The organism is Burkholderia sp. BCC1638 (assembly GCF_902833195.1).
In the GTDB taxonomy this organism is placed as follows: Bacteria; Pseudomonadota; Gammaproteobacteria; order Burkholderiales; family Burkholderiaceae; genus Burkholderia; species Burkholderia diffusa.
The window spans coordinates 173,787-199,958 of sequence record NZ_CADFEC010000001.1 but is presented as its reverse complement, the minus strand read 5'-3'; the positions used below and the strand labels follow the sequence as shown (position 1 = coordinate 199,958).

At 67.9% G+C, this 26,172-nt stretch carries 21 protein-coding genes; 10 read left to right on the top strand and 11 right to left on the bottom strand.

Features of this window, described 5'->3' with window-relative positions:
- Positions 1 to 47: 47 nt before the first annotated feature.
- Positions 48 to 785, bottom strand: coding sequence for a helix-turn-helix transcriptional regulator (locus HWX22_RS00900; protein WP_059525085.1), 738 nt, complete (start codon positions 783 to 785; stop codon positions 48 to 50).
- A gap of 120 nt (positions 786 to 905) precedes the next feature.
- Between HWX22_RS00900 and HWX22_RS00895 the strand changes: the two genes are divergently transcribed.
- The 3 genes from HWX22_RS00895 to pcaG all read left to right on the top strand — a co-directional run bounded on the left by HWX22_RS00895 (position 906) and on the right by pcaG (position 3,065).
- Entirely contained in the window at positions 906 to 1,469 is a 564-nt protein-coding gene (locus HWX22_RS00895) for a YiiX/YebB-like N1pC/P60 family cysteine hydrolase (protein ID WP_175914849.1), read from the top strand.
- A 291-nt stretch (positions 1,470 to 1,760) separates the two neighbouring features.
- Positions 1,761 to 2,468 (top strand): protocatechuate 3,4-dioxygenase subunit beta, encoded by a 708-nt coding sequence (gene pcaH / locus HWX22_RS00890; RefSeq protein WP_059525082.1) that lies wholly within the window; start codon positions 1,761 to 1,763, stop codon positions 2,466 to 2,468.
- A 3-nt stretch (positions 2,469 to 2,471) separates the two neighbouring features.
- Positions 2,472 to 3,065: a protocatechuate 3,4-dioxygenase subunit alpha gene (gene pcaG / locus HWX22_RS00885; protein WP_175907235.1), complete on the top strand. Its 594-nt coding sequence runs from the start codon at positions 2,472 to 2,474 to the stop codon at positions 3,063 to 3,065.
- Between the two features lie 459 nt (positions 3,066 to 3,524).
- Here the strand turns inward: pcaG and HWX22_RS00880 are convergent, their stop codons facing one another.
- From HWX22_RS00880 to HWX22_RS00840, 9 genes are all read right to left on the bottom strand, one after another.
- The gene (locus HWX22_RS00880) at positions 3,525 to 4,304 is read right to left on the bottom strand and encodes a helix-turn-helix transcriptional regulator (protein WP_208456466.1); all 780 of its coding nucleotides are present in this window, start codon (positions 4,302 to 4,304) and stop codon (positions 3,525 to 3,527) included.
- Between the two features lie 227 nt (positions 4,305 to 4,531).
- Positions 4,532 to 5,359 carry a M55 family metallopeptidase gene (locus HWX22_RS00875; protein ID WP_175914847.1) on the bottom strand — a complete coding sequence of 276 codons (828 nt, stop codon included), beginning with the start codon at positions 5,357 to 5,359 and terminating at the stop codon, positions 4,532 to 4,534.
- Entirely contained in the window at positions 5,356 to 6,438 is a 1,083-nt protein-coding gene (locus HWX22_RS00870; RefSeq protein ID WP_175914846.1) for a P1 family peptidase, read from the bottom strand. The genes HWX22_RS00875 and HWX22_RS00870 overlap by 4 nt, the downstream gene beginning before the upstream one ends.
- The gene (gene gsiD, locus HWX22_RS00865) at positions 6,438 to 7,331 is read right to left on the bottom strand and encodes a glutathione ABC transporter permease GsiD (RefSeq protein ID WP_175914845.1); all 894 of its coding nucleotides are present in this window, start codon (positions 7,329 to 7,331) and stop codon (positions 6,438 to 6,440) included. The genes HWX22_RS00870 and gsiD overlap by 1 nt, the downstream gene beginning before the upstream one ends.
- A gap of 13 nt (positions 7,332 to 7,344) precedes the next feature.
- Positions 7,345 to 8,265: a glutathione ABC transporter permease GsiC gene (gene gsiC, locus HWX22_RS00860; RefSeq protein WP_059818929.1), complete on the bottom strand. Its 921-nt coding sequence runs from the start codon at positions 8,263 to 8,265 to the stop codon at positions 7,345 to 7,347.
- Between the two features lie 67 nt (positions 8,266 to 8,332).
- Positions 8,333 to 9,895 (bottom strand): glutathione ABC transporter substrate-binding protein GsiB, encoded by a 1,563-nt coding sequence (gene gsiB / locus HWX22_RS00855; RefSeq protein WP_175907242.1) that lies wholly within the window; start codon positions 9,893 to 9,895, stop codon positions 8,333 to 8,335.
- Between the two features lie 129 nt (positions 9,896 to 10,024).
- Positions 10,025 to 11,947, bottom strand: coding sequence for a dipeptide ABC transporter ATP-binding protein (locus tag HWX22_RS00850; protein WP_175914844.1), 1,923 nt, complete (start codon positions 11,945 to 11,947; stop codon positions 10,025 to 10,027).
- Between the two features lie 27 nt (positions 11,948 to 11,974).
- Entirely contained in the window at positions 11,975 to 12,961 is a 987-nt protein-coding gene (locus tag HWX22_RS00845) for an isoaspartyl peptidase/L-asparaginase (RefSeq protein WP_175914843.1), read from the bottom strand.
- Positions 12,958 to 13,914: a MurR/RpiR family transcriptional regulator gene (locus tag HWX22_RS00840; RefSeq protein WP_059818926.1), complete on the bottom strand. Its 957-nt coding sequence runs from the start codon at positions 13,912 to 13,914 to the stop codon at positions 12,958 to 12,960. Before HWX22_RS00840 ends, HWX22_RS00845 begins: the two co-directional genes overlap by 4 nt.
- Positions 13,915 to 14,365: 451 nt before the next feature.
- Between HWX22_RS00840 and HWX22_RS00835 the strand changes: the two genes are divergently transcribed.
- The 5 genes from HWX22_RS00835 to HWX22_RS00815 all read left to right on the top strand — a co-directional run bounded on the left by HWX22_RS00835 (position 14,366) and on the right by HWX22_RS00815 (position 22,069).
- The gene (locus HWX22_RS00835; protein ID WP_059525059.1) at positions 14,366 to 15,637 is read left to right on the top strand and encodes an MFS transporter; all 1,272 of its coding nucleotides are present in this window, start codon (positions 14,366 to 14,368) and stop codon (positions 15,635 to 15,637) included.
- A 27-nt stretch (positions 15,638 to 15,664) separates the two neighbouring features.
- The gene (locus HWX22_RS00830) at positions 15,665 to 18,085 is read left to right on the top strand and encodes a glycoside hydrolase family 31 protein (RefSeq protein WP_175914842.1); all 2,421 of its coding nucleotides are present in this window, start codon (positions 15,665 to 15,667) and stop codon (positions 18,083 to 18,085) included.
- Between the two features lie 121 nt (positions 18,086 to 18,206).
- Positions 18,207 to 19,394, top strand: coding sequence for a porin (locus HWX22_RS00825; protein ID WP_175914841.1), 1,188 nt, complete (start codon positions 18,207 to 18,209; stop codon positions 19,392 to 19,394).
- A gap of 283 nt (positions 19,395 to 19,677) precedes the next feature.
- Positions 19,678 to 21,699, top strand: a complete 2,022-nt coding sequence (locus HWX22_RS00820) for a BCCT family transporter (protein WP_175907252.1) — start codon at positions 19,678 to 19,680, stop codon at positions 21,697 to 21,699.
- Between the two features lie 58 nt (positions 21,700 to 21,757).
- Positions 21,758 to 22,069 carry a hypothetical protein gene (locus HWX22_RS00815; protein ID WP_059700134.1) on the top strand — a complete coding sequence of 104 codons (312 nt, stop codon included), beginning with the start codon at positions 21,758 to 21,760 and terminating at the stop codon, positions 22,067 to 22,069.
- A gap of 90 nt (positions 22,070 to 22,159) precedes the next feature.
- Here HWX22_RS00815 and HWX22_RS00810 read toward each other — a convergent pair whose 3' ends face one another.
- The gene (locus HWX22_RS00810; protein WP_175914840.1) at positions 22,160 to 23,008 is read right to left on the bottom strand and encodes a class I SAM-dependent methyltransferase; all 849 of its coding nucleotides are present in this window, start codon (positions 23,006 to 23,008) and stop codon (positions 22,160 to 22,162) included.
- A gap of 181 nt (positions 23,009 to 23,189) precedes the next feature.
- Here HWX22_RS00810 and HWX22_RS00805 point away from each other — a divergent pair, with 181 nt between their 5' ends.
- Positions 23,190 to 24,653 carry a metallophosphoesterase gene (locus HWX22_RS00805; RefSeq protein ID WP_175914839.1) on the top strand — a complete coding sequence of 488 codons (1,464 nt, stop codon included), beginning with the start codon at positions 23,190 to 23,192 and terminating at the stop codon, positions 24,651 to 24,653.
- 170 nt (positions 24,654 to 24,823) lie between these two features.
- Positions 24,824 to 26,152 carry a cytochrome c peroxidase gene (locus HWX22_RS00800; RefSeq protein ID WP_175914947.1) on the top strand — a complete coding sequence of 443 codons (1,329 nt, stop codon included), beginning with the start codon at positions 24,824 to 24,826 and terminating at the stop codon, positions 26,150 to 26,152.
- Positions 26,153 to 26,172 lie beyond the last annotated feature (20 nt).

Below are 26,172 nucleotides of genomic sequence, written 5' to 3'. Positions count from 1 at the left end.
GCCATTTTGCATAACTTTCCGGAAAGGCCCAAGCATTCGGCGCGGTGTCATGCATGACGCCGCAGCGCGTGGAATCCGGTCGGCTCCCAGATCCGTTTCGCGATCAGCAGCGCCGTGCCGCGCTTCTGCCCGAGCGGCGCCGACGACGACTCCGCATGCAGCGCCGCCGCCTTGCTGCCGAGCCGCCGCAGTTCCTGCTCGAGTTCCGCGGCGGCCGCGTCCGTCAGCATCCCTTGCGAGAACGTCATCGTCTCGCCCGGGCCGTCGAAGCGGCTGCCGAGAAAGTCGTCGAGCACGTGCGCATGGAAATAGCGGCGGATCGGCCCGCCCGGCAGCCAGTCGAAATCGCGCGCGACGCGCACGCGAATCCGGTCGCCCGGGAGCAGCGCGATCACGTTCATCCGGTCGAGCATCAGCAGGTATTTGACGCACTCGGCCTGCGTCACGCGATAGGCGGACACGATGTCCTGCACGGTCCAGTAGTTGATCGCGCAGACGGCGACGAGCAGCAGCTTCTCGTCCGACACGAGCAGCGCCTCCTGCTGCTCGGTCAGCACGCGCAATCGCGGCGCGGATGCCGACGCCTCCTGCACGAGCTCGGCGAGCGTGTAGCCGAGCAATTGCGCGATTTCCGCGACACGCTCCAGCGTGAAGCGGCCGCTCGCGAACAGCCGCTTCACGCTCGTCTCGGACACGTCGAGCGCACGCGCGACGTCGCGGTAGGTCATCCCCTGCGCCTTCAGCTGGCGCTTCAGCGTTTCGATGAGTTGGGCGGTCTCGGTCATGTTGGTATCGAAAAATGATGCTAATGGTCGGATATTAGGCTACTCGCGCATCCGAACAAGCACTTTTGGATACTCGTCTGCATAATCCGCTCCGTCCTGTCACGCACCGACGGAGCCGCGATGAACACCCGAACCGACACCCATTCCTTCGATCCGCAGCATGCTGCTCGGCGCGATGCCCGCGACACCGATCGCACGCTGCCGCTCGCCACGATGCGCACGCTGGCCGCCGGCGCGCACGTCGGGGATCTCGTGTTCATCCGCGTACCGGCCGGCGCGTCCCGCGCCGCCGCAGGCAGCGTGGACGCGTGGGCCGGTCGCTTCGGCATCGTCGTCGATACGTCGGGCGACGAGCCGCTGATCGCCGAGCCCTCGTTTGCGCGGACGAAGCTCACGCCGCTGTCGCGCTTCGTCGCCCGCGCCGACGGCGGCCGCATCGCGCTGGCCCGCCGCGTCGCGGCACCGAACGCCAACGCGCAGCGCAACGCGCACGCGCTGGCCGAACAGCGGATCGACGCGCTGCTCGGCAGCCGCGTCAAGCTGCTGGCGCAGCGCGGGTTCTGCGCGAGCTACGTGACCGACGTGCTCGGCGCCGACCGCGCCGTGACACCGGCCGCGCTGCTGCGCAGCGGCACGCTGTCGCTCGAATTCGACGGGATCGTCTTCGATCCCGCCCGACCGTAACGACGAAGGACGAACGACGGGCATGCTCGGGGAGACCGGATAACAACAACAACGAAACACAATAAAGCAGCGACGGGCTGGCTGGAGGGCCGTGCACGGAGTCGTCGCCGACGACGCGAAGCCCGATCGCTTTTTCCGCCGGACAGGCCGCCTGTCCGGCGGACTTTCATTGGCGCCGCAAAATATAACGAATGGTTATGCAATTCGCGAAAAAAGGTCATTTTTCATAACTTTCCGGCTTGGCTAAAGTCTTGCCATCCACTTCGCGAAATACCTATCAGGAGACGCCCGATGGATTCCCCCACGATCCTCACGCCGCGCGACTGGCCGTCGCATCCCGCGTATGTCCACCCCGAGTACCGTTCGTCGGTGAAGCGCGGCCCGACGCGCCCGATGATCCCGTTGAAGGAAAAGCTGCGCGACCAGTTCGCCCCCGTCTACGGCGCCGAGGATCTCGGCGCGCTCGACCACGACCTGACGAAGAACGCCGTGAAGAACGGCGAGCCGCTCGGCGAGCGCATCGTCGTCACCGGCCGCGTGCTCGACGAAGGCGGCAAGCCCGTGCGCAACACGCTCGTCGAGGTATGGCAGGCGAACGCGGCCGGCCGCTACGTGCACAAGGTCGACCAGCACGACGCGCCGCTCGACCCGAACTTCCTCGGCGCCGGCCGCTGCATGACCGACGCCGAAGGCCGCTACCGCTTCCTGACGATCAAGCCCGGCGCCTATCCGTGGGGCAACCATCCGAACGCGTGGCGCCCGAATCACATCCACTTCTCGCTGTTCGGCGACTACTTCGGCTCGCGCCTCGTCACGCAGATGTACTTCCCCGGCGACCCGCTGCTCGCGTACGACCCGATCTTCCAGGGCACGCCGGAAGCGGCGCGCGACCGCCTGATCTCGCGCTTCTCGATGGACATCACCGAAGAAGGCTATGCGCTCGGCTACGAATTCGACATCGTGCTGCGCGGCCGCGACGCTACCCCGATGGAGCGCTGAACCATGACGACGCTGAAGCAAACCCCTTCGCAGACGGTCGGCCCGTACTTCGCGTACGGCCTGTGCCCGCAGCAATACAACTACGATCTGAAGAGTCTGTTCACGCCGACGATCGCCACGCCGGACGCCGACGGTGAGCACGTGCTGCTGGTCGGACAGGTGTTCGACGGCGACGGCAACGTCGTCAGCGACGCGGTGCTCGAATTCACGCAGGTGGACGCGGCGGGCCGCTTTCCCGCGTCGCGTGACGACATCGCGAAGTCCGGTTTCACGGGCTTCGCCCGCGTCGGCACGGGCACCGATGCGCAGCACCGCTTCGTCGTATCGACGGTGAAGCCGGGCCGCATCGCCGCCGACGAAGCACCGCACGTCAACGTGACCGTGATGATGCGCGGGATCCTGACCCACGCGTTCACCCGCGTGTATTTCGACGACGAAGCTGCCGCGAACGCGGCCGATCCGGTGCTGAACCTGGTGCCGGCCGAACGCCGCGCGACGCTCGTCGCAAAGCGCGACGCGCAACCGGGCCGGCCCGTCGTGTATCGCTTCGACATCCGCATGCAGGGGCCGGACGAAACCGTGTTCTTCGACGTGTGACGCGGAGCCGGCGCCGGCCGGCTGCTCACACCGAACCGCCGCGTGGCGCGATACCAACAGGTATCGCGTCGCGCGGCGGTTTTCGTTTTCGCGCGCCGACATTCGATGCCGTGCCGCAGCATGTCCGGTCGGGATCGCCGACGTCCGTCGCTGGCTCCTTCAGACCCCGAAATCGAACGCACGATTAAAACGCATGCTGCGATTGCACATAAATCGTGGGGGCCGCGCAATATCGTTTGCGCGTTATGCGGCGTATGCTTTGCTATCCGCAGCCCGCCGAGGGAATTAAATCTGAACAAGCAACAATTTCACGATTCGATGCACGAACACGTCCCGCTGGCTGTCGCGCATTTTTTCTGACCGAGTGCCTTTAAGCGCGTCTGACCGAAACCTGGCAGGCGCGTTTTTTTCGTCCGTGACCGAAGCGTGGCACCGCGCCCGCCAGCGTATCCGTTCCGGCTAGCGGCGCGCCTCCAGATACCGGCTCGGCGTTTCGCCGAGGATGCGGCGAAACGCCGACGTAAAGGCGCTCGCACTCGCATATCCGAGCTCGAGCGCGACGCGCGTCACCGGCTGCCCGTCGCTCAGCCGTGTGATCGCCGCCAGCATGCAGACCTGCTGACGCCACGCGGCAAAACTCACGCCGGTCTGCGCGCGGAACAGCCGTGTAAACGTGCGCCGGCTCACGCCCGCATCGGTCGCCACCTGGTCGAGATCGGCCGCGATCGACGGCGACGCGAACAGATGCCGGCAGATCTTCGCGAGGCGCGCATCGCTCGGCAGCGGCGCGTGCAGCGACAGCCGCGGCATCGTCGCGATTTCCGCGATCAGCAGTGCCATCAGCTTGCCTGCCCGGCTGTCGACGTCGTACATCGCCGGCAGGTCGATCGCATCGTCGATCAGTTGCCGCAACAGCGGCGACATGCCGTATACGCCACACTGGTCCGACAGCCCCGCGGCCCGGGCCGCGTCGTCGGACACGAACGCGGTGAGCATCGTGACCGGCCCCGTCATCGTCATTTCGTGCCGCACGCCGGCCGGCACCCAGCACGCGCGCTGCGGCGGCACCAGCCAGCGGCCGTGCGGCGTCGACACGCCGATCGTACCGCGCGACACGAACGCGAACTTCCCGCGTCCGTGCGCGTGTTCCGGAAACGTCGTGCCCGCCGCGTAGTCGTTGGCGGTCGCCACGACGCTACGCGGAATATGTTCGTAGGGATCCAGCAGCGTGTTTCTCAAGGCCCGAATTCCATCATGAAGGAACCGATAGCGAAGGCGGGTCACCTTCGATCGGTCTACGATCCGCTCCACGCTTGCGCGACCGGACGGCCGCACGACCCGACGGCCGAAACGGCCGGATAGCGACTTCATCGGAGCGGAGATGTCCAATACGTTTCATCTCGCGGTGCGTGGGCCGACACGGATTTCAGCGATGAGATCGCGGTCCGGCATCCGGTCGGCACGCATCACCGCAGCATGAACGACATGGCCGACAGGCTGTTCAGCGTGCGCACCACGTGCTCCACCGACGGCCCGTCGAAGCGCAGCGTCACCGCATCGACCCGCTCGAGCGACGGCAGCACGCAAAACAGATCGGCGAGCGCGGCCGTCTGCACGCGCAGCGTGCAAGCGGCCGGCGCGGGCCGATGCGCACCCGCGCGCCAGCCGGACGACAGCGCGTGCGCGACCGTTTCGCGTGCGGCGGTCGCGATGCGCGCGCAGGACGCTGCCGGCGTGAGCGTGTCGCCGCTTGATGCGCCGCCGGCCGTCTTGACCGTCTCGAAACGCGCGTCCGGAAACAGCGGCCGGGTTTCCTCGGCGAACACGTCGTCGCCCGACGCCAGCGCGACATGCGCACCGTATTCGCGCGCCAGCGCGCCGTACAGCCCGGCTTCGCCGAGCTCGACGCCATTCAGCCACACCTGCGTGAACGCGAAGCCGTTGATGGTGTGCGCAAGCACGCCGCGTGTCTGCGATTTCGCGTGAAAGCCGATCATGAACACGAGGTCGGGCTGCTGTTCGAGGCCCGCCATCATCCCCAGCGTACGCGGCTTGCCGAGCACAACGCGGGCACGGGCATCGAGTCCGTCGGGCAGCAGATTGCGGAAGCCGCCATGCGAATCGTTGACCCAGACGGCCTGCGCGCCGCCGGCGAACGCGCCTTCGATCGCCGCGTTCGCCTCGGCGGTCATCCAGCGGCGCGCGCGTTCGTATTCCGGATTGCCGGCACGCGTCTGCTCGATGGCGAACACGCCGGCGACACCCTCGATGTCGGTCGAGATCAGAATCTTCATGAATGGATCGGACGTCCTTCGTTGTCTTCGTTGAATAACCGATCGAGATCGGGCACCGCGTCGCGCAGCGATTGCCGCACGTGGCCGTCACGCCCGGTCACGGTCACGGCCTGCAGCAGCGCGTCGGCGATCGCGTGTTCGACGCTCTCGGCCGCGGCCATGAACAGCGGATCGAGCGCCGCATCGGCCACGAGGGCCGGCAGCGCGACGGTCGATGCATCGTGCGCGATCGTGTATGCGGTCGAAAAAGCGAGCGCGATGTCGCCGCTGCCATGCCCGTAGACCGAGCCGGTGCGAGCAAGCCCGGCGCCCGCGCGACGGGCGAGCCGCGACAGTTGCCGCGCGTCGAGCGGCGCATCGGTCGCCAGCAGCAGGATGATCGACCCTTGCTCCGGCGCCACCGCCTGCGCGTTCGCGGCGGCACGCCGCTGCGCGACGACGCGCCCGAGCGGCACGCCGCCGAGCGTCAGCATCGGCAGACGGCCGAAATTCGCGAGCACCAGCGCGCCGACCGTGTACGGCCTGCCGGCCGCGACGGCCACGCGCGACGCGGAGCCGATCCCGCCCTTCAGGTCGAAACACGACATCCCGCGCCCGGCGCCCACCGCGCCACGCGCGAAATCTCGCGACGCGGTGTTGCAGGCTTCGTCGTAATGCGCGGCCGTCACCGCGAACGCCTGGATGTCGTTCAGATAGCCGTCGTTGCATTCGAACACGAGCGGGTTGACGGTCGACCAGTCGCGGCCGATGTGCGGATTCTTCGCGATCGCCGCGCGGATCTGCGCCTGTGCGACCGCGCCGACGCCGAACGTGTTGGTCAATGCGATCGGCGTGTCGAGCGTGCCGAGCTCGTCGACCTGCACGAGCCCGACGCTCTTGCCGAAGCCGTTGATCACGGCCGCGCCAGCCGGCACCTTGCTGCGGTAAAGATCGCCCGGATGCGGCTTGACGACGGTGACGCCCGTCTGCACGTCACCGGCATCGAGCGTCGCGTGGCCGACCGTCACGCCCGGCACGTCGGCGATCGTGCCGCGTGGCCCGGCCGGCAGCGTCGTGCTCCACATCGGAACCGCTCGCATCAGCGCCGCTCCAGCTTCGGGTCGAGCGCGTCGCGCAGCCCGTCGCCGAGCAGGTTGAACGCGAGCACCGTCAGGAAGATCGCGAGGCTCGGGAAGATCGCGACGTGCGGCGCGGTCACCATGTCCGCACGCGCCTCGTTGAGCATCGCGCCCCACTCCGGCGTCGGCGGCTGCGCGCCGAGCCCGAGGAACGACAGGCTCGCGGCCGTGATGATCGACGTGCCGATCCGCATCGTGAAGTACACGACGACCGACGACACGGTGCCCGGCAGGATGTGCCGCATGATGATCGTCCAGTCGGACGCGCCGATGCTGCGCGCGGCTTCCACGTAGGTCATGTGCTTGAGCATCAGCGTGTTGCCGCGCACGAGCCGCGCGAACGCCGGAATGCTGAAGATCGCGACCGCGCAGATCACGTTGACCATCCCGTTGCCGAGGATCGCGACCACGCCGATCGCGAGCAGGATCCCCGGGAACGCGAACAGCACGTCGGCCACGCGCATCGTGATGCGGTCCCACCAGCCTTCGTAGTAGCCCGCGAGCAGCCCGAAGAACGTGCCGATGAGCGCGCCGAGCGCGACCGAGAAGAAGCCGGCGGCGAGCGAGATGCGCGTGCCGGTGACGATCCGGCTGAAGATGTCGCGGCCGAGCGAGTCGACGCCGAACCAGTGCACGGCCGACGGCCCCGCGTTCAACGCGTCGTAGTCGAAATAGTTCTCCGGATCGAACGGCACGATGTGCAGGCCGACGAATGCGAGCACGACGAGCGCCAGCACGAAACCGCCGGCGACCAGCGCGACGGTCTGCTTGCGGAACTTGCGCCAGAATTCGCGCCACGGCGTGCGGATCGCGCTCGATGCGGCCGACGCCGCGGGCTGGACAGTCGCGTTCATGCGCGCCTCACTCTCACTTGAACCGGATGGTCGGGTTGATGACCGCGTATAGCACGTCGACGGTCAGGTTGATCAGGATGAATTCGAGCGAGAACAGCAGCACGATCGCCTGGATCACCGGGTAGTCGCGCATCGTCACCGCGTCGACCAGCAGGCGCCCGAGCCCCGGCCAGTTGAACACGGCCTCGACGACGATCGAGCCGCCGAGCAGGAAGCCGAACTGCAGCCCCATCATCGTGACGACCGGGATCATCGCGTTGCGCAGGCAATGCTTGAGCACGACCATCGGCTCGTGCACGCCCTTGGCGCGCGCGGTGCGCACGTAGTCCTCGTTGAGCACCTCGACGAACGACGCACGCGTGAAGCGCGCCATCACGGCCGCGACCGCGGCGCCGAGCGTCAGCGACGGCAGCACGTAGCTCTTCCACGTGCCGTCCGGCACGACGGGCAGCCAGCCGAGCTTCACCGAGAAGATCTCCATCAGCAGCATGCCGAGCGCGAATGCCGGAAACGAGATGCCCGACACCGCGATTGTCATCCCGAGGCGGTCGGGCCAGCGATTGCGCCATACCGCCGACGCGATCCCGATCGCCATTCCGAACGCCGTCGCCCAGACCATGCTGACGAGCGTCAGCAGCAGCGTCGGCATGAAGCGCTCGCCGATCTCGGTCGACACCGGACGCTTGCTGCGCGTCGACATGCCGAAATCGCCGTGCGCGATCTTCACGAAGAAGTTCGCGAACTGCGTCGGAAGCGGCCGGTCGAGCCCGAGATCGGCGCGCACGAGCGCGACCGTCGCGTCGTCGGCTTCCGGGCCGGCCGCGAGCCTCGCCGGATCGCCCGGCAGCAGGTGCACGAACAGGAACACCAGCACCGCGACGATCGCGAGCGTGGGCAGCAGGCCGAACAGGCGTTTGACGAGAAAATTCAGCATGGGGCACCGATCGAATCAGCGCGCCGGCAGCTTGCGCCGCCGGCGCCGCACAACGGGCGAATCGCCGTCATTTCACCGAGATTTCGTCGAAGTTGAACGAGCCGTCCGGCATCACGTACATGCCGTGCAGGCGCTTGCTGCGCGCATAGACGATCTTCTCCTGCACCAGGAAGATCCACGGCGCGTCGGCCCACACCTGCTTCTGCGCGTCGGCGTACAGCGCGGCCTTCTTCGCGTTGTCGGTCGTCTCGAGCGCCTTCGCGAGATCGTCGTCGACGGCGCCGTTCTTGTAGTACGCGGTGTTGTAGAGCTTCGGCGGCGCCGATGCGGACGCGAGCAGCGGCGACAGCGCCCAGTTCGCCTCGCCCGTCGAAGCCGACCAGCCGCTGTAGTACATCCGCACCGGCGCCGTCGCCGGGTCCTGCGCGCTCTCGACCTTCGCGACCCGCTCGCCGGCCTCGAGTGCCTGCACCTGCACCTTCACGCCGACCTGCGCGAGCTGCTGCTGGACGAACTGGATCAGCTTCTGCGCCGTCGAATGGTTGTACGCGGACCAGAGCGTCGACTCGAAGCCGTTCGGATAACCGGCCTCCTTCAGCAGCGCGCGCGCCTTCGCCGGATCGTACGGCCAGGGCCCGAGCTTGGTCGCGTATTCGACGCCCACCGGGGCGACACCCGTCTGCGGGGTCGCATAGCCGGCGAACACGACCTTCGCGAGTGCTTCCTTATTGACCGCGTAGTTCAGCGCTTCACGCACCTTCGGATTGTCGAACGGCTTCTTCTGCGTATTCAGCGAGATGTAGCGCTGGATGATCGACGGCCGCTCGATCAGCTCGACCTTCGGATTGCTCTTCAGGTCGGCAGCCTGCTCGAACGGGATCGTGAACGCGAAATCGGCTTCGCCGGTCTTGAGCAGCGCGGCGCGCGTGTTGTTGTCGACCACCGGCTTCCAGTCGATCGAATCGACCTTCGGATAGCCCTTCTTCCAGTAGCCGGCGAACTTCTTCACCTTCATGTCGTCGGTCTGCTTCCATTCGACGAACTCGAACGGGCCCGTGCCGACCGGATGCAGCGACACGTCGCGCCCCCACTTTTTCAGCGCGGCCGGCGAAATCATCACCGCCGACGGGTGCGCGAGCGTGTTGATGAACGCGGAGAACGGCTCGCGCAGCGTGAAGCGCACCGTCATCGGATCGACCACCTCGGTCTTCTCGATCACGCGGAACAGCCCGTAACGCTTCAGCTTGTTCGCCGGATCGGTCACGCGGTCGAAGTTCGCCTTCACCGCGTCGGCGTTGAAGTCCGTGCCGTCGTGGAACTTCACGCCCGGGCGCAGCTTGACCGTGTAGACCTTCGCATCGGGCGACGCCTGGTAGCTCGTCGCGAGCACGTTGACGAGCTTCATGTCCTTGTCGAAGCCGAACAGCCCTTCGTAGAACGACTTGACGACAGCTTGCGACACCGTGTCGTTCGCGTCGTACGGATCCATCGTCGTGAACGTCGAGTACACGGCGACCACGACGTTCTGCTGCGCGAACGCGGGCACGGCGACCGACAGCGCGAGCGCGCCTGCCCCCGCGGCGAACAACGCGCGCGGACGGAACATCGGGAACGAATGCGACTTGTTCATTTTGTCTGGCTCCTGTGGATGATTCGGTAACGCGTGGTGGAAATCGCGGCGTGACTGCATCCGCTCGGGAAAATGGCGCCGTTGCCTGGCGCGTGCGCAGCTGCGGTCCATGTGCGACTCGCCGTGCAATCAATACGCGCCGCCGACGCGATGCGTCGCGACGTAATGATCGGGGCCGACCGCGATGAGCGGCGCGACGAGCGGCTCGTCGCCGACCGCGCGGATCGGGCTCGGAATCTCGTCCGCCGCGAGCTGGCGCGGCGCATGCCGGCGCGCGGGGTCGGCCACCGGCACCGCGCTCATCAGCTTCTTCGTGTACGGATGCTGCGGCGCCTCGAACACCGCGCGGCGCGGGCCGATCTCGACGATCTGGCCGAGATACATCACCGCGACGCGATGGCTGACGCGCTCGACGACGGCCATGTCGTGCGAGATGAACAGATACGCGACGCCGAGCTCGCGCTGCAGGTCGAGCATCAGGTTCACGATCTGCGCCTGCACGGACACGTCGAGCGCCGACACCGATTCATCGGCGATCACGACCTTCGGATTCAGCGCGAGCGCGCGCGCGATGGCGATCCGCTGACGCTGGCCGCCCGAGAATTCGTGCGGATAGCGGCGCGCGGCATCCGGCGGCAGGCCGACCTTGTCGAGCAGCCAGTCGACACGCGCCTGCGCTTCGCGGCCGCTCGCGACGCCGTGCACGAGCAGCGGCTCCATGATCGAGAAACCGACCGTCAGGCGCGGGTTCAGCGACGCGAATGGATCCTGGAAGATGAACTGGATGTTTCGGCGCAGCGCCTGCAGGTCATGACCCTTCATCGCGCTGATGTCGCGGCCGTCGAATTCGATCGAGCCGCTCTGCGATTCGACGAGGCGCAGCAGCGAGCGGCCGGTGGTCGACTTGCCGCAGCCGGATTCGCCGACGAGCGCGAGCGTCTCGCCCGCGCGCAGCTCGAAGCTCACGCGCTCGACCGCGTGCACGTATTGCGACACGCGGCCGAACACGCCGCTCTTCACCGGAAACCGCGTGACGAGATCGCGCACGCGCAGGATCGGCGGCGCGGCCGGATCGACGTGCGGCTGCCCGGCGGCGGGGGCCGCGGCCGCGTTGCCCGCATCGTTCGCGGCAGGCGCCGGCGTGGCCGCGCTCGCGCCGTCCACCTTCAGCAGCGGGAATTTTTCGGGGTTATCGGTGCCGTGCATCGAGCCGAGCCGCGGCACGGCCGCGAGCAGCGCACGCGTGTAGCGATGCGCGGGCGTCGCGAAAATGCGTTCGGACTCGCCCTCCTCGACCTTCTCGCCGCGATACATCACGAGCACGCGATCGGCCACTTCGGCGACCACGCCCATGTCGTGCGTGATGAAGATCACGCCCATGTTCATTTCGTCCTGCAGGCCGCGGATCAGCTGCAGGATCTGCGCCTGGATCGTCACGTCGAGCGCGGTCGTCGGTTCGTCGGCGATCAGGAGCGCCGGCCGGCACGACAGCGCCATCGCGATCATCACGCGCTGCCGCATCCCGCCGGACAACTGATGCGGATAGCGCGCGAACACGCGGCGCGCCTCCGGAATGCGCACGAGATCGAGCAGCCGCAACGCTTCCGCGCGGGCTTCGGTCGCGCTCTTCGACTGGTGCAGCGCGATCGCCTCGCTGATCTGGTCGCCGACCGTAAACACCGGGTTCAGCGACGTCATCGGTTCCTGGAAGATCATCGCGATGTCCGCGCCGCGGATTCCGCGCATCGTCGCCGCGCTCGCCTGCGCGAGGTCGACGAGCGCGCCGCCGCGACGCCGCAACACGATCCGGCCGCTCGTGATCTCGCCGCCGCCATGCTCGACGAGCCGCATCAGCGCAAGCGACGTGACCGACTTGCCGGAGCCCGACTCGCCGACGATCGCGAGCGTCTCGCCGCGATCGACGTGAAACGACACGTTGCGCACCGCATCGAACGTCGCGTTTTCGCGGCGAAACATGACCGACAGGTCGTCGACGGCGACGACGCGCTGTTCCGGCAGCACCAGCGCGGACGGGGTTCGGCTCGAAGTCATGCGGAGGTCTCCTCGTGCGGTCCGGAATCAGGCCGCATCGTCGCGATAGATGCCGACCACGGGCGTCTCGCCGACGCGTGCGTAGCCGCGATACATCCCTTCCGTGTTGAACGGCATCGCGACGTTGCCGTGCGCGTCGACCGCGACGATCCCGCCGCGCCCGGCCAGGCGCGACAGCTTGTTCATCACGGCGTCGTGCGCGGCATCGGCGAGCGATGCGCCGCGATAGGCCATCTGCGCGGCCACGTCATGCGCGGTCGCGAGCCGGATGAACATCTCGCCGGTGCCCGTCGCGGATACCGCGCAGGTCGCGTCGTCCGCGTAGCAGCCGGCGCCGATGATCGGCGAATCGCCGACGCGGCCGGGCTGCTTGTTCGTGATGCCGCCGGTCGACGTCGCCGCCGCGATATGGCCGTGCACGTCGCACGCGACCGCGCCGACCGTGCCGTGCTTGCGGTCGGGATCGAGCGGCTCGGCCGGCTGTCCGGCGCCGAATGCGAAGGTCGCGGCATCGTGATCGAGCATCATGCCGGCCGCCGCGCGCGCCTTGACCCACTGTGCATGACGCGCTTCCGTGTCGAAGTAGCCGGGCTCGGCGAGTTCGAGGCCCTGTGCGGCCGCGAACGCGTCGGCGCCCGCGCCTGCCAGCAGCACGTGCTCGCTCGCCTCCATCACGCGTCGTGCGGCGAGCACCGGATTGCGCACGCGGGTCGCGCAGCAGATCGCCCCGGCCGCAAGCGTCGTGCCGTCCATCACCGCTGCGTCGAGTTCGTGCTTGCCTTCGGCCGTATAGACGGCGCCGCGCCCCGCGTTGAACAGCGGACAGTCCTCGAGCAGCCGCACCGCGACGGTGACGGCGTCGAGCGCGCTGCCGCCCTCGGCGAGCACGTGTTGCGCGGCCTGCAGGATCGCGGTGAGTTCGGCGCGGTATTGGCGTTCGGTGTCGGTGTCCATCGCATCGCGCAGGATCGTGCCTGCACCGCCATGAATCGCGACGATCGCGGGTGAAGTCATGATTTTTTCGGACCGGAGGAAGAAGGGTTGGCAGCCGGCGGCGTCGCTTGCGGTTGGATCAGCCACGGCAACAGGAATTCGGTCATTTCGGCGGCGGACTTCGCGGAGCGGTGCGTGCGCAGCGCGACCGCGTCGATCAGCGCCTCGATCATCGTCAGCACGGCTGCTTCCGACGTGGCCGCGAAACGCCGTTCGGCCTTGACGTACAGATTCAGCGACGCGATCGGTGCAAGCGGCGAACCGGGCCCGTCGGAGATGCCGAGCACGCGCGCGCCGCGCGCGGCCGCGCGGCGGGCCAGCTCGATCGTGTCCTTGACGTAGCGCGGAAACGCGAGCGCGATCACGAGATCGCGCGAGTCGGCCGTGTACAGGCGCCGCGCCGCATGCGACGGGCCGCCGAGCAGCGCGAGCGACTGCACGTTGTCGTGACACACCGACAATCCGTGTTCCATCAGCCCGGTCAGAAAGGCGCTCGAACCGGCGCCGAGAATCAGCACGCGCCGCGCGCCGACGATCGCCTCGACGGCCGCCTCGACGTCGGCCGCATCCAGTTGCGCACGCGTGTTCTCGATGTTCGCGACGGCCTGGTCGAACACCGCGTCGATCCACGCGGCGCCGCGCACGCCCTGCTCGTGCTCCTGTTCCTGCTCCTGCGCGGAACGCAGCCGCTCGACCGGGCCGAGCGTCGCCTCGAAGCCGCGCACGAGCGCCGCGCGCATCGCCGGATAGCCGTCGAAGCCGAGCGCCTTCGCGAAGCGGTTCGCGGTGGCGATCGACGCATTCACGGCCTGCGCCAGCTCGTCGATCCGCATCGTCGCCGCGCGAAACGGATTCGCGAGCACGAACTCGCCCATCCGGCGGTGGATCGGCGTCATTCGCGGCATGGCCGAGGCGATGCGCTCCGCGATCGCGGATTCGTCGTGACTGGCATCGTGCGGAACGAGAGGCGTCATGCGAATGGTTTTGCAAGGTGGATGAAAATCAATTTACACAATCTGCCGGCAGGAAAAAAATAAATTTTCATCAGGGTTGTCACGGCCCCCTGCCGGGCCCGCCTGATGCAGTCGGTCGTGCGACCGCCGTTCGGCCTCGTCGAGCAGACATTCGGCGCCACTCGTCGCGCAATGCACCGGGGGGCCCTGTCCGCGGACATATCGGGAATACCCCGAGGATGTTCGTTCGAATGCAGATTCACGTTGACCGGATTCGAATTCGAACATAGGATGCTCGAAAATGATCAGTCGTCAGATAACATTGACCTTCAACAGCAGCGAAATGTTCGATTGAACGCGGTGATTCCGATAAAAATCAGGTGAATCGGTCGCCCATCAAGATCGGACATCGTACAAACATGACCCGCAAAAGACGCCCCGCCGGGCGATTTGCATGGCTCAGGAGACAGCAGTGAAAACAGTCAAGGCGTTGCGCTGGTGGATCATCGTGCTGGTATGTCTCGGTACGATCCTCAACTACCTCGCACGAAATTCCCTCGCGGTCCTCGCACCGGAACTGAAGCAGGTGTTCGCGATCTCGACGCAGCAGTACTCGTATATCGTCGGGGCGTTCCAGATCGGCTACACGATCATGCAGCCGGTATGCGGGTTCATCGTCGACCTGATCGGCCTGCGGCTCGGGTTCGCGCTGTTCGCGATGCTGTGGTCGGTGGTCGGCGTCGCGCACGGCTTCGCGTCGGGCTGGCTGTCGCTCGGCATCCTGCGCGGCTTGCTCGGGCTGTTCGAGGCCGCCGCGATCCCGTCGGGGATGAAGGCCGTCGCCGAATGGTTTCCCGATCGCGAGAAATCCGTCGCGGTCGGCTACTTCAACGCGGGCACGTCGCTCGGCGCCGCGATCGCGCCGCCGCTCGTCGTGTTCCTGTCGATGCGGTTCGGCTGGCAATCCGCGTTCATGGTCACCGGCGCGCTCGGCTTCGTGTGGGCCGCGCTCTGGTACACGCAGTACCGGTCGCCGTCCGATCATCCGCGCATCACGTCGCAGGAGCGCACGCTGATCCGCGACGGCCAAGCCACGATGCCGGCCGCGTCGAAGCGCCGGATTCGCGACGTCGTCACCGCGCGGCGCTTCTGGGCGATCGCGCTGCCGCGCTTCTTCGCGGAACCCGCATGGCAGACCTTCAGCTTCTGGATTCCGCTTTACCTCGCCACTGAACGCCACATGCCGCTCACGCAGATCGCCGTGTTCGCGTGGATGCCGTTTCTCGCGGCCGACGCCGGCGGCATCGCGGGCGGCTACCTGTCGCCCTACCTCGCGAACCGGTTCAAACTGCCGCTCGTGTGGTCGCGTGTCGCCGGCGTCGCGCTCGGCGCGGTGCTGATGCTGGGGCCGGCGATGATCGGGCTCGTGTCGTCGCCGTACACGGCCATCGGCCTGTTCTGCGTCGGCGGCTTCGCGCACCAGATGATCTCCGCGCTCGTCAACACGCTGTCGGCCGACGTGTTCGATCCCGAGGAAGTCGGCACCGCCAGCGGCTTCGCGGGCATGGCCGCGTGGATCGGCGGGCTCGGCTTCTCGCTGCTGGTCGGCGCGCTCGCCGACAAGATCGGCTACGCACCGCTGTTCGCGTGCCTCGGCCTGTTCGACATCATCGGCGTGACGCTGCTCGCGGTGCTGATCCGCGGGCAGTCGAAGCAGGAACGCCTGCTCGCGCAGCACGCCTGACCTCCGTCTTCACCAGGAATCGCCTTCATGACTTCGCTTCTTCATCCGCCCGTGTTCCGCGTCGCCGACCGGCAGGCGAACCGTGTGCTGCTCGCGTCCGACGCGGGCGCGACCTTCGAGATCTTCGTGCTTGAGGACGACATCGTGCGCGTGCGCGTGCTGCCCGACGCGACGGCGCGCACCCCGCGCACCTGGACGATCGCACCGGGCCTCGACGACGTGCCGCTCGACGGGCGCGACCGCCTCGACCTGAGCGGCTTCGCGCTGCCGGCCTACGACTTCGTCGAAGACGACGGCGGCGTGCGCATCGAAACCGCGCAGATCCGCCTCGACGTGAAACTGCAGGGCGGCCATTGCACGTGGTCGATGCGCGGCGCGGACGACGCGTGGCGCGTCGTGCTCGCCGACCGCGCCACGCAGGCCTACAACTTCGGCTGGTGGGACGATCGCGCCTATCACTACGTCGCACGCGAGCGCGGCGACAAGGTGTTCGGTCTCGGCGAGCGCGCGGGCGACCTCGACCGCACCGGCGCGCGCTTCGAGATGCGCAACATCGATGCGATGGGTTACAGCGCGAAGCACACGGACCCGCTCTACAAGCACATTCCGTTCTACGTCACGTGGTCGCCCGGCGCGTGCCAGGGCTTCGGGCTGTTCTACGACACACTGTCGGATTGCGCATTCGACATGGGCCGCGAACTCGACAACTACCACGGGCTCTACCGCTACTTCGTCGCCGAGCATGGCGATCTCGACTACTACTTCATCGCGTCGCCCGACACGCCGCTCGCGGCCGCCCGGCGCTTCACGTGGCTCACCGGACGCCCGGCGCGCACGCCGAAATGGGGGCTCGGCTATTCGGGCTCGACGATGAGCTACACCGACGCGCCGGACGCGCAGCGGCAGATGAACCAGTTCGTCGAGCAGTGCGAATCACACGACATCCTGTGCGATTCGTTCCACCTTTCGTCGGGCTATACGTCGATCGGCGCGAAGCGCTACGTGTTCAACTGGAACCGCGAAAAATTTCCCGACGCGAAGGGTTTCGTGAAGCGCTATCGCGACCACGGCATCCGCCTGTGCGCGAACATCAAGCCGTGCCTGCTGCGCGACCACCCGGCATTCGACGACGCCGCGCGGCGCGGGCTGCTGATCCGCTCGGCATCCGGCGAACCGGCATGGGTGCAGTTCTGGGACGAGGTCGGCGCGTATCTCGACTTCACGCAACCGGACGCGTACCGCTGGTGGCGCGAGCAGGTCACGTCGGCGCTGCTCGACTACGGAATCGAGTCGACGTGGAACGACAACAACGAATACGAGATCTGGTCGCCCGACGCGATCGCGCACGGCTTCGGCCAGCCGTTTCCCGCGCGCGAGGCGAAGGTGCTGCAGACGATGCTGATGATGCGCGCGTCGCGCGAAGCCCAGCGCGCGCATGCGCCGGCGCAGCGGCCGTTCCTCGTGTCGCGCTCCGGCGGCGCCGGCATGCAGCGTTACGTGCAGACCTGGTCCGGCGACAACTACACGTCGTGGGAAACGCTGCGCTACAACCTCAAGATGGGCCTCGGGCTCGCGTTGTCGGGCGTGTCGAACATCGGTCACGACATCGGCGGCTTCTCCGGCCCCGCGCCGTCGCCCGAGCTGCTGCTGCGCTGGGTGCAGTTCGGCATCTTCATGCCGCGCTTCAGCATCCATTCGTGGAATGACGACGGCACCGTCAACGAACCGTGGATGTACCCGGAGATCACCACGCGGATCGCGTCGCTGATCAAGCAGCGCTACCGGCTGCTGCCTTACCTCTATCACCTGCTGTGGCTGTCGACCACGCGCTACGAGCCCGTGCTGCGGCCGACCTTCGGCGACTTCCCCGGCGACCCGCGCTGCTACGACGAATGCGACGACATGATGCTCGGCGACGCGCTGCTGGTCGCGCCGGTCGTCGAGCCGGGCCGCACGGAGCGCACGGTCTACCTGCCGTCCGGCGCGCGCTGGGTGTGCTGTGCGAGCGCGCAGTCGTTCGACGGCGGCGCGAACGTGACGCTGCCCGCGCCGCTCGACACGCCGGTGATGCTGTTGCGCGAAGGCCGCGTGCTGCCGCTGAACGTCGCCGAGCAACGGTTCGCCGCACGCGCGGACACGCGCGGCTTCCTCGTCGCGCCGCGCATCGAGGACGGCGTTGCGTACGGCGAATGCGTCGAGGACGACGGCGAAACGGAAGCGTGGCGCGACGGCGAATACGGGCTGTGGCGCATCGAGACCGGACGCACGGCGTCGGGCGAACTCGGCGTGTCGGTCCGCTGGGATGGCCGCATGAACCGCCCCGCCGAGCGCGTGGAGATCCTGCTGCCGGCATCGCTGCAAGGCGCGCTTGCCGTGCGCGGTGCGCGCGTCGAACACGATGCGCGGGATGGCGCATGGCGTCGCGTCGTCGTGGCACTCGACGACTGACCGCGCAAGCGCGGGAAAACGCCGAACCCTAAGATCGGGCGGGCCGCGCACACGGCCCGCCCTCCACCAAAGAGGAGGCCGATCAGCCTCCCGCCCCCTTGAAGAGACTTGGAGATCGTCAATGAAAGCATCGCATCACTACTCTGCAATCCTGATTTTATCGGCCGCGTCGCTCGGCGCTTCCGCCGCCCATGCGCAGAGCAGCGTGACGCTGTACGGCGTGGTCGACGATTCGCTCGCGTACGTGAACAACCAGCAAGGCCACTCGAACGTGTACATGCGCGACGGCAACCTGTATGCGTCGAAGTTCGGGCTGCGCGGCGACGAGGATCTCGGCGGCGGCACGCACGCGATCTTCGACCTGCAATCCGGCTTCAACCTGAACACCGGCGCGCAGGCCGCCGCCGGCACGATCTTCAACCGCCAGGCCTTCGTCGGGCTGCGCAACGATCATTACGGCACGGTGACGGCCGGCCGCCAGTACACGCCGTACTTCCTGCTGGTCGGCCCGTACGCGGCGAGCAGCTGGCTGACCGGCGCGACGGGCGCGCATCCGGGCGACATCGACGGGCTCGACACGACGATCCGCGTCAACAACTCCGTCACCTATACGTCGCCGACCTTGTCCGGGCTGACCGCGAGCGCGATGTATGCGTTCGGTGGCATCGCCGGCGCGACCGGCAAGGGCAACACGTTCAGCGCCGCGCTGCGCTATGCGAACGGGCCGATCGGGATCGCGGCCGGTTACCTGCGCATCAACAGCTCGGGTTCGTCGGCGGGCTTCCTGAATCCGGCGACCGCCGCGTCGGGCAGCTTCGCGGTGTCCGTGCTGAACCAGGGCTACCTGACCGCGAAGGCCGTCGAGCAGGTCGCGGCGGCCGGCAACTACACGCTCGGGAACCTGACGATGGGCCTCAACTACTCGAACGTGAAGTATCTGCCCGGCAACGGCTCCGCGTTCACGGACACGGCCGTGTTCAACACCTACGGCGCGCTCGCCGCATATCGCTTCACGCCGACGTTCTCGGTGGCCGGCGCGTTCGCGTACACGCTCGCGTCGAAGGCGAACGGCGTGTCGGACGCGGCCCGTTACCAGCAGTATTCGCTGAAGGAGTCGTACAGCCTGTCGAAGCGCACGACGCTGTATGCGCTGCAGGCATACACGCATTCGAGCGGACGGACGCTCGGCGCGCTGGGTGCCGGCCATATCGTCGACGCGGCGCCGATCGTCGGCGATTCGCAGCAGCTCGCGCCGTCGACGACGCACGGCCAGTTCGTCGGCATGGCCGGGATCGCCGTGACGTTCTGAACCCATACGGCTGTGCCTCCGTTGCTTGCGCCCCGGACGATCCGGCATCGTCCGGGGCGCCGGTTTGACGTTCGTCGTCCGCCTCTTTCGCACGCAGCGCGCAGCGTGCGGGTTTTCGCGATCGCCCCGATACCTTACAATTCGTCAGGTTTTCCCTGCTGCATATCCCTTCTTGCAGTCCTGACACCGCGGTACACTCGACGCACGCCGTATCAGGGTCCGACGCGCGACACGCGCGCCGGGCGGCGTCGCGCCTCGTTGCGCCCACAACTGGATGCCAGCCATGCCAGATTCCCGTTCCTCGCCCCGCACGACATTCAAGCCGCAGGTCGTGCTGCCCGCGCTCGCGGTCATCGGTGCACTGCTCGTCGTGTGCGCGCTGCTCCCGACCGAAGCAGGCGCGCTCTTCTCCTCCGGCCAGCAATGGGTCGTCGCGCGCTTCGACTGGTTCTACGTGCTCGCCGTCACCACGTTCCTCGTGTTTCTCGTGCTGATCGCGGCGAGCGACTTCGGCAACATCCGGCTCGGCCCCGACGACGCCGAGCCCGAGTTCAGCTTCCTGTCGTGGACGGCCATGCTGTTCGCGGCGGGCATGGGCATCGGCCTCATGTACTTCGGCGTCGGCGAGCCGATGCAGCACTTCCTGAAGCCGCCGACCGTGGACCCCGGCACGCCGGCCGCCGCGCGCGAGGCGATGCTGATGACTTTCTTCCATTGGGGCTTCCATGCGTGGGCGATCTACGGGCTGATGGGGCTCGTGCTCGCATACTTCGGATTCCGCTACAACCTGCCGCTGACGCTGCGCTCCGGGCTGTATCCGGTGCTGCGCGAACGCGTGAACGGCTGGATCGGACACACGGTCGACGCGTTCGCGCTGGTCGGCACGGTCGCGGGCATCGCGACGACGCTCGGCTACGGCGTGATGCAGTTGAGCGCGGGCCTGCATACGGTCGCCGGCTGGGATACGAGCGGCAACGCGTTCCGCATCGGGCTCGTCGTGATCGTCGTGATCCTGGCCGGCGCATCGGCCGCGAGCGGTCTCGACAAGGGCGTGCGGCGGCTGTCCGAGCTGAACCTGCTGCTGGCGTTCCTGTTGCTCGCGTTCGTGGTCGTCGCGGGCCCGACGTCGTTCCTGCTGCGCGCGCTCGGCGACAACATCGGCCAGTACCTGTCGAATCTCGTCGACCTGTCGTTCCGCACCTATGCGTACGCGCCGCCGCGCGAGGAAGGCTGGTTCGGCGGCTGGACGATCCTCTACTGGGCATGGTGGGTGTCGTGGTCGCCGTTCGTCGGCATGTTCATCGCGCGCATCTCGCGCGGCCGTACGATCCGCCAGTTCGTGATCGGCGTGTTGCTCGTGCCGACCGCATTCAATCTCGTGTGGATGACCGTGTTCGGCAACAGCGCGATCTGGCTCGACACGCACGGCGCGGCCGGCGCGCTCGCGCAGACGGCCGGCAGCGTCGATGCGTTGCTGTTCCGTTTCTTCGATTTCCTGCCGCTGCCGCAGTTGCTGTCGATCGTCGCGATCGTGCTGATCGCGGTGTTCTTCGTCACGTCCGCGGATTCCGGCGCATTCGTGATCGACCAGATCGCGACGCGCGGCACCGCGCATTCGCCGGTCTGGCAGCGGCTGTTCTGGGCTGCGCTGCTGGGCGTGACGGCGGCCGTGCTGCTGGTCGCGGGCGGGCTAGGCGCGCTGCAGGCGATGACGTTGATCGCCGCATTGCCGGTCGCCTTGATCATGCTCGCGCTGTGTTACGGGCTGTGGCGCGGGCTCGCGGCCGATCGCGCGCACTATTCGCAGGACGTCGCGCCCGCGACGAGCTTCTGGACCGGCCAGCACTGGCGCCATCGCCTGACGCATATCCTGCGGCAGACGACCGAGTCCGACGCGCGCCAGTTCGTCGCGGAAACCGTCGAGCCCGCGCTGCGCAAAGTCGCCGACGAGCTGCGTTCAGGCGGCGTCGACGCACACGTGCAGCGCGACAGCGACGATGCAGTGCGGCTGACCGTGCCGACCGCGGAACACCGCGATTTCGTCTACGGCGCGCGCGTGACGGCGAAATCCGCGGCGGCCTTCCTGGTACGCGAAGCGGCCGAGCCGGAAGCCGAGCGTCCGCACGTGTACGGCATCGTCACGTTCTTCGAGGACGGCCGGCTCGGCTACGACGTCGAATATCTGCGCGGCGACGAACTGATCGCCGATGTCCTGCGTCAATACGAACGCTACGTCTCGCTCGCGGCCGACCAGCGTACGCATCTGCTGAGCCGCGCGCCGGGACACGCAACGGAGGCCGAATGAATCCGACCGCAGCGTTCCTCTTGTCGAGCCGACGCGCGGCGCCCGACGGAGCCGTGCCATGAGCGGCCTGCTGAACGATCGCACCGGCGACTTCATCGCGCTCGCGACGCTCGCGGTGCTTTACCTCGGCGGCGTCGGCCTCGCGCTTTGGCGGATCCGCACCGCCGCCGCGCGCGGCAAGGTTTACTGGATCGTCTGCATCGCGCTGCTCGCCGGCGGCGCGATCGCGATCACCGCCAACCTGTCGCCCATGCCGAACAGCGGCGAGATGCCGCCCGGTTTCGCACTCGGCGTCGAGGCGGTGCTGCTGGGGCTCGCGCTCGTGGCGGCAGGCTGCGCCTGGCTGATGTTGCGGGCGAGGCGCGACTGATACCTGCCTTTTGCACGGCGCCGCAGCCCTGTCACGCATGGACGGCAGCACACATGCCGAACAACGGGCTGCCGCCATTTTCCTGATGCATCATGCAGACGGCGCCCGCGCGGTGACGAGCCAGCACGCCGCGTCGAAGCGCACGTCCGCGCCCTCCACGTAGCGCTCGAACGCAGCGCGAACCGTATCGATCACGCGCCGGCGCGTCGCGTCGTCCACCTGACGAAGCGCGAGCCCGACCGGTCCGAGTCGCGCGATGTAGTCGTCCAGCGCGGACGCCGGCAACGCGCACGCGATATCGATGCGCTCAATCGCGATGTCGGCCCAGCCGCTGTCCGACAATACCGACGCGATCCGTTGCCGGTCGCCGAACGCAAATTGTCCCGGCGCCCCCGGCTGCCGCGCCGGCAGGGCCGGCAGCAATGGCGCCGCAACACGCTCGGCCGTCGTCATGAACGGATTGTCGGCGGCGCCGCGCCATGCAACGAATCGCAAACGCGCGTTCGGGCGCGCCGCGTGCCGCAGGTTCGCGAAGGCCTGCACCGGATCGTCGAAGAACATCACGCCGAAGCGCGACACGATCAGGTCGAACCTCCCCGGCGCGAACGCGTGCGTCTGCGCATCGGCATGCACGAAGTCGGCGTCAACGCCCTCGCGTTCGGCACGAGCCCGTGCGGCGGCAAGCATCTGCGCCGAAATATCCAGGCCCGTACAGTGCGCGTGCGCGCCAAGGCGCCGTGCGATCGCGAGCGTCACCGCGCCGGTGCCGCAGCCGACGTCGAGCACGCTGCTCGCGGACGCCGCCACCGCCCCATCCGCGAGCAATGCCTCGAACGGCTCGAACATCCGGTCGAGCGAGCGCTGCGTATCGACCCATGCCAGCCCCGACGGGCCGTTCCACAGCGCAGACTGCGCTTCGTTTGTCCGGTTTCCTTCCATCGTCGATTCTCCTTTTGTCCGCATCGTTGACCGTGATCCGGACTATGCTGCTTCAAGCCGGCTTGAGGTCAAGGCCGCGAACGCGGCACGACTCGCGCGCCGCTTCGGCCGTCGCCTCCGTGCCTTCACATTTCTTACATTCGCGTTCCGTATCGTTGACGGCTTTCCTACGGTGCCTCCCATGCGACGACTCCTCTCCCGCGCGCTGTTCGTGCGCTGCGCTCCGCTTGTTGCCCTCGCGGCGCTGTCCGCGTGTTCGAATCACATCGATACGCCCGCCGACCCGGCCAGTGCCGCGATCAACGTTCAGGCCGCGTGGGTCGAGATCGGCGATGCGAACCAGGCGATCGCACGCGTGGTCACGAACTACGACCCTGCGTCCGCGAGCGATCCACTGTGTCCGCAGCTGTCCGTCGACGGCAAGCTGTCGCGCATGACGCTGCGCGCCGGCGCCGCGACCGTCGCGCAACGGCCGACGGCGAGCGCGCCGGCCGACTCGAAACCGTCGAGCTTCCCGGTGTCGGTCTGCGAAGCGACACTGCCGGCCGATGCCCAGACGGCGAGCGTCGCGGGCCGCGCGCTGCCGCTGCCGAAGGCGCAGCCGCAGCGCATCGCGATCATCGCCGACACCGGCTGCCGAATGAAGAAGGCCGACAACGCATGGCAAGCGTGCAACGACGCGACGGTCTGGCCGTTCGACACGATCGCGGCGAGCGTCGCGAAGCTGTCGCCAGACCTCGTGCTGCACGTCGGCGACTATCACTACCGCGAAAACGCGTGCCCGCCCGACATCGCCGGCTGCAAGGACAGCCCGTGGGGCTACGGCTGGGATGCGTGGCAGGCCGACCTGTTCCGCCCGGCCGCGCCGCTGTTCGCGAAGGCGCCGTGGGTCGTCGTGCGCGGCAACCACGAGGAATGCGCGCGGGCCGGCCAGGGCTGGTACCGCTTCCTCGATCCGCACCCGTATTCGGCGGCCCGTTCGTGCGACGATCCGGCCAACGATGACGACGCGAACTACTCGGATCCCTATGCGGTGTCGCTCGGCGGCGGCACGCAAGTGATCGTGTTCGACACCGCGAAGGTCGGCCGCAATCCGCTGAAGACGACCGACGCGCAGTTCCGCATCTATCAGAAGCAGTTCCAGACGGTCGCGGCGCTCGCGTCGAAAGCCGGCATGTCGACGACGATCTTCACGAACCACCATCCGATCCTCGCGTTCGCGCCGATCGCCGGCAGCACGCCCGCGCCGGGCAACCTCGCGCTGCAGTCGGTGATGGCGAGCCTGAACGCGCAGGCGTACTACCCGCCCGGCATCCACGTCGCGCTGCACGGGCACGTGCACGACTTCCAGGCGATCAACTTCTCGTCCGGGCACCCGGCGACGATCGTGTCCGGCAACGGCGGCGACAACCTCGACGTCGCGCTGCCCGATCCATTCCCGGCCGGCCTGACGCCCGCGCCGGGCGCCGTGATCGAGCGGCTGTCGCACAACAACAGCTTCGGCTTCCTGATCATGGAGCGACGCGCGGCGCCGGCGACGGGCTGGGTGTTCCGTGCATATTCGGCGGCAGGCAAGCTGCTCGCGTCGTGCGACCAGTCGGGCAATACGCTCGCATGCGACAAGACGGGGTTCATCGCGCCGTGAGTGACGCAGTTCGATTGAGTGACGATTTGATGGATTCGACCGGCCGCCGGCGACGGATGGCCGGCTCGCGGAGGCGGACGGTTTCGTCGGTGACCGCTGCCGAGCATTGGGTGTCCGGTTCGGTTCCGGTCCTCGGCAGCGGATGGACGGTACGCGTACTTGCCGCCGCCCTGCTCGCCGGCACGGCGTTCGCGGCCCATGCCGCGCCGCCCGAGACGATGCTGCTCCCCGGCGCGCCGCCGTCGCGCGTCGTCGGCACGATCGGCAACGGCACGCCGCAGGTGACCGACAAGGTCGACGCAGCGGCCAGCCGTTTCGCTCCGGACCCGACGCTCGTCGCGCTGGGCCGCCGGATCTTCTTCGATCCGCGGCTATCCGAGCCGCGCGGCATGTCGTGCGCGGGCTGCCACGATCCGGGGCGCGCGTTCGCGCCGACATTGTCGGCCGCTTCGCTCGCGGGGCCGGGCGTGCCGGAAGGCAGCCGCCACGGACGCTTCAGCCTGCGCAACGCGCCGTCGCTGCTCTACGTGCGCTACGTGCCGCGCCGCCACTTCTATCAGGACGACGACGCCCCCGCGCCGTCGCCGTTCGGCGGCCTCTTCAGCGACGGCCGCGCGGACACGCTCGCCGAACAGATCTGCGGGCCGTTGTTCGATCCGAACGAGATGAACAACCGATCGCCGGCCGCGCTGCTGCGCAAGGTCGACCGCACCGAACTGGCGGACGATCTCGCCGCACGCTTCGGCGCATCGGTGCGGCGCGACCCCGAGCAACTGGTGCGCGCGCTGGGCTCGGCCGTCGAGGCCTATCTGCAGAGCGACGACATGGCGCCGTTCACGTCGCGCTTCGACGCGTACCTGCGCACGCGCAAGCCGCTCGCGGCGGCCGAGATGCGCGGCCTGACGCTGTTCCGCAATCCCGACAAGGGCAACTGCATGAGTTGCCATACGCTGTCGGAGACGTCGAGCCGGCCGGAGCGCTCGCTCTTCACCGATTTCGGCTACGACGCGATCGCGGTGCCGCGCAACCGCGCGCTGCCCGCGAACCGCGATCCGCGCCATTTCGACAACGGCCTGTGCGACACGGCCACACGGCTGCGCTGGCCCGAGCCGACGCAATGGTGCGGCTACCTGCGCACGCCGGGACTGCGCAACGTCGCGGTCAAGCAGACGTTCATGCACAACGGCGTGTTCACGACGCTGCGCGACGCGGTCGCGTTCTACAACACGCGCTCGACCGACCCGGCCCGCTGGTATCACGGCGCCAGGACCTTCGACGACGTGCCGGCCGCCTATCGCGGCAACATCAACGTCAATTCGACGCCGATGAACCGCCGGCCGGGCACGCCGCCCGCACTGACCGACGCGGAAATCGACGACATCGTCGCGTTTCTCGGCACGCTGACCGACGCGCGCTACGGGAACATCGTCCCGCCCGCCGCGCCTGCCGCCCGGATTACCGGATCGCCAGCCGCCCGCCCACCTCCGCCGGTGCGCTGAACCTTGGCCGAACGGCCAGG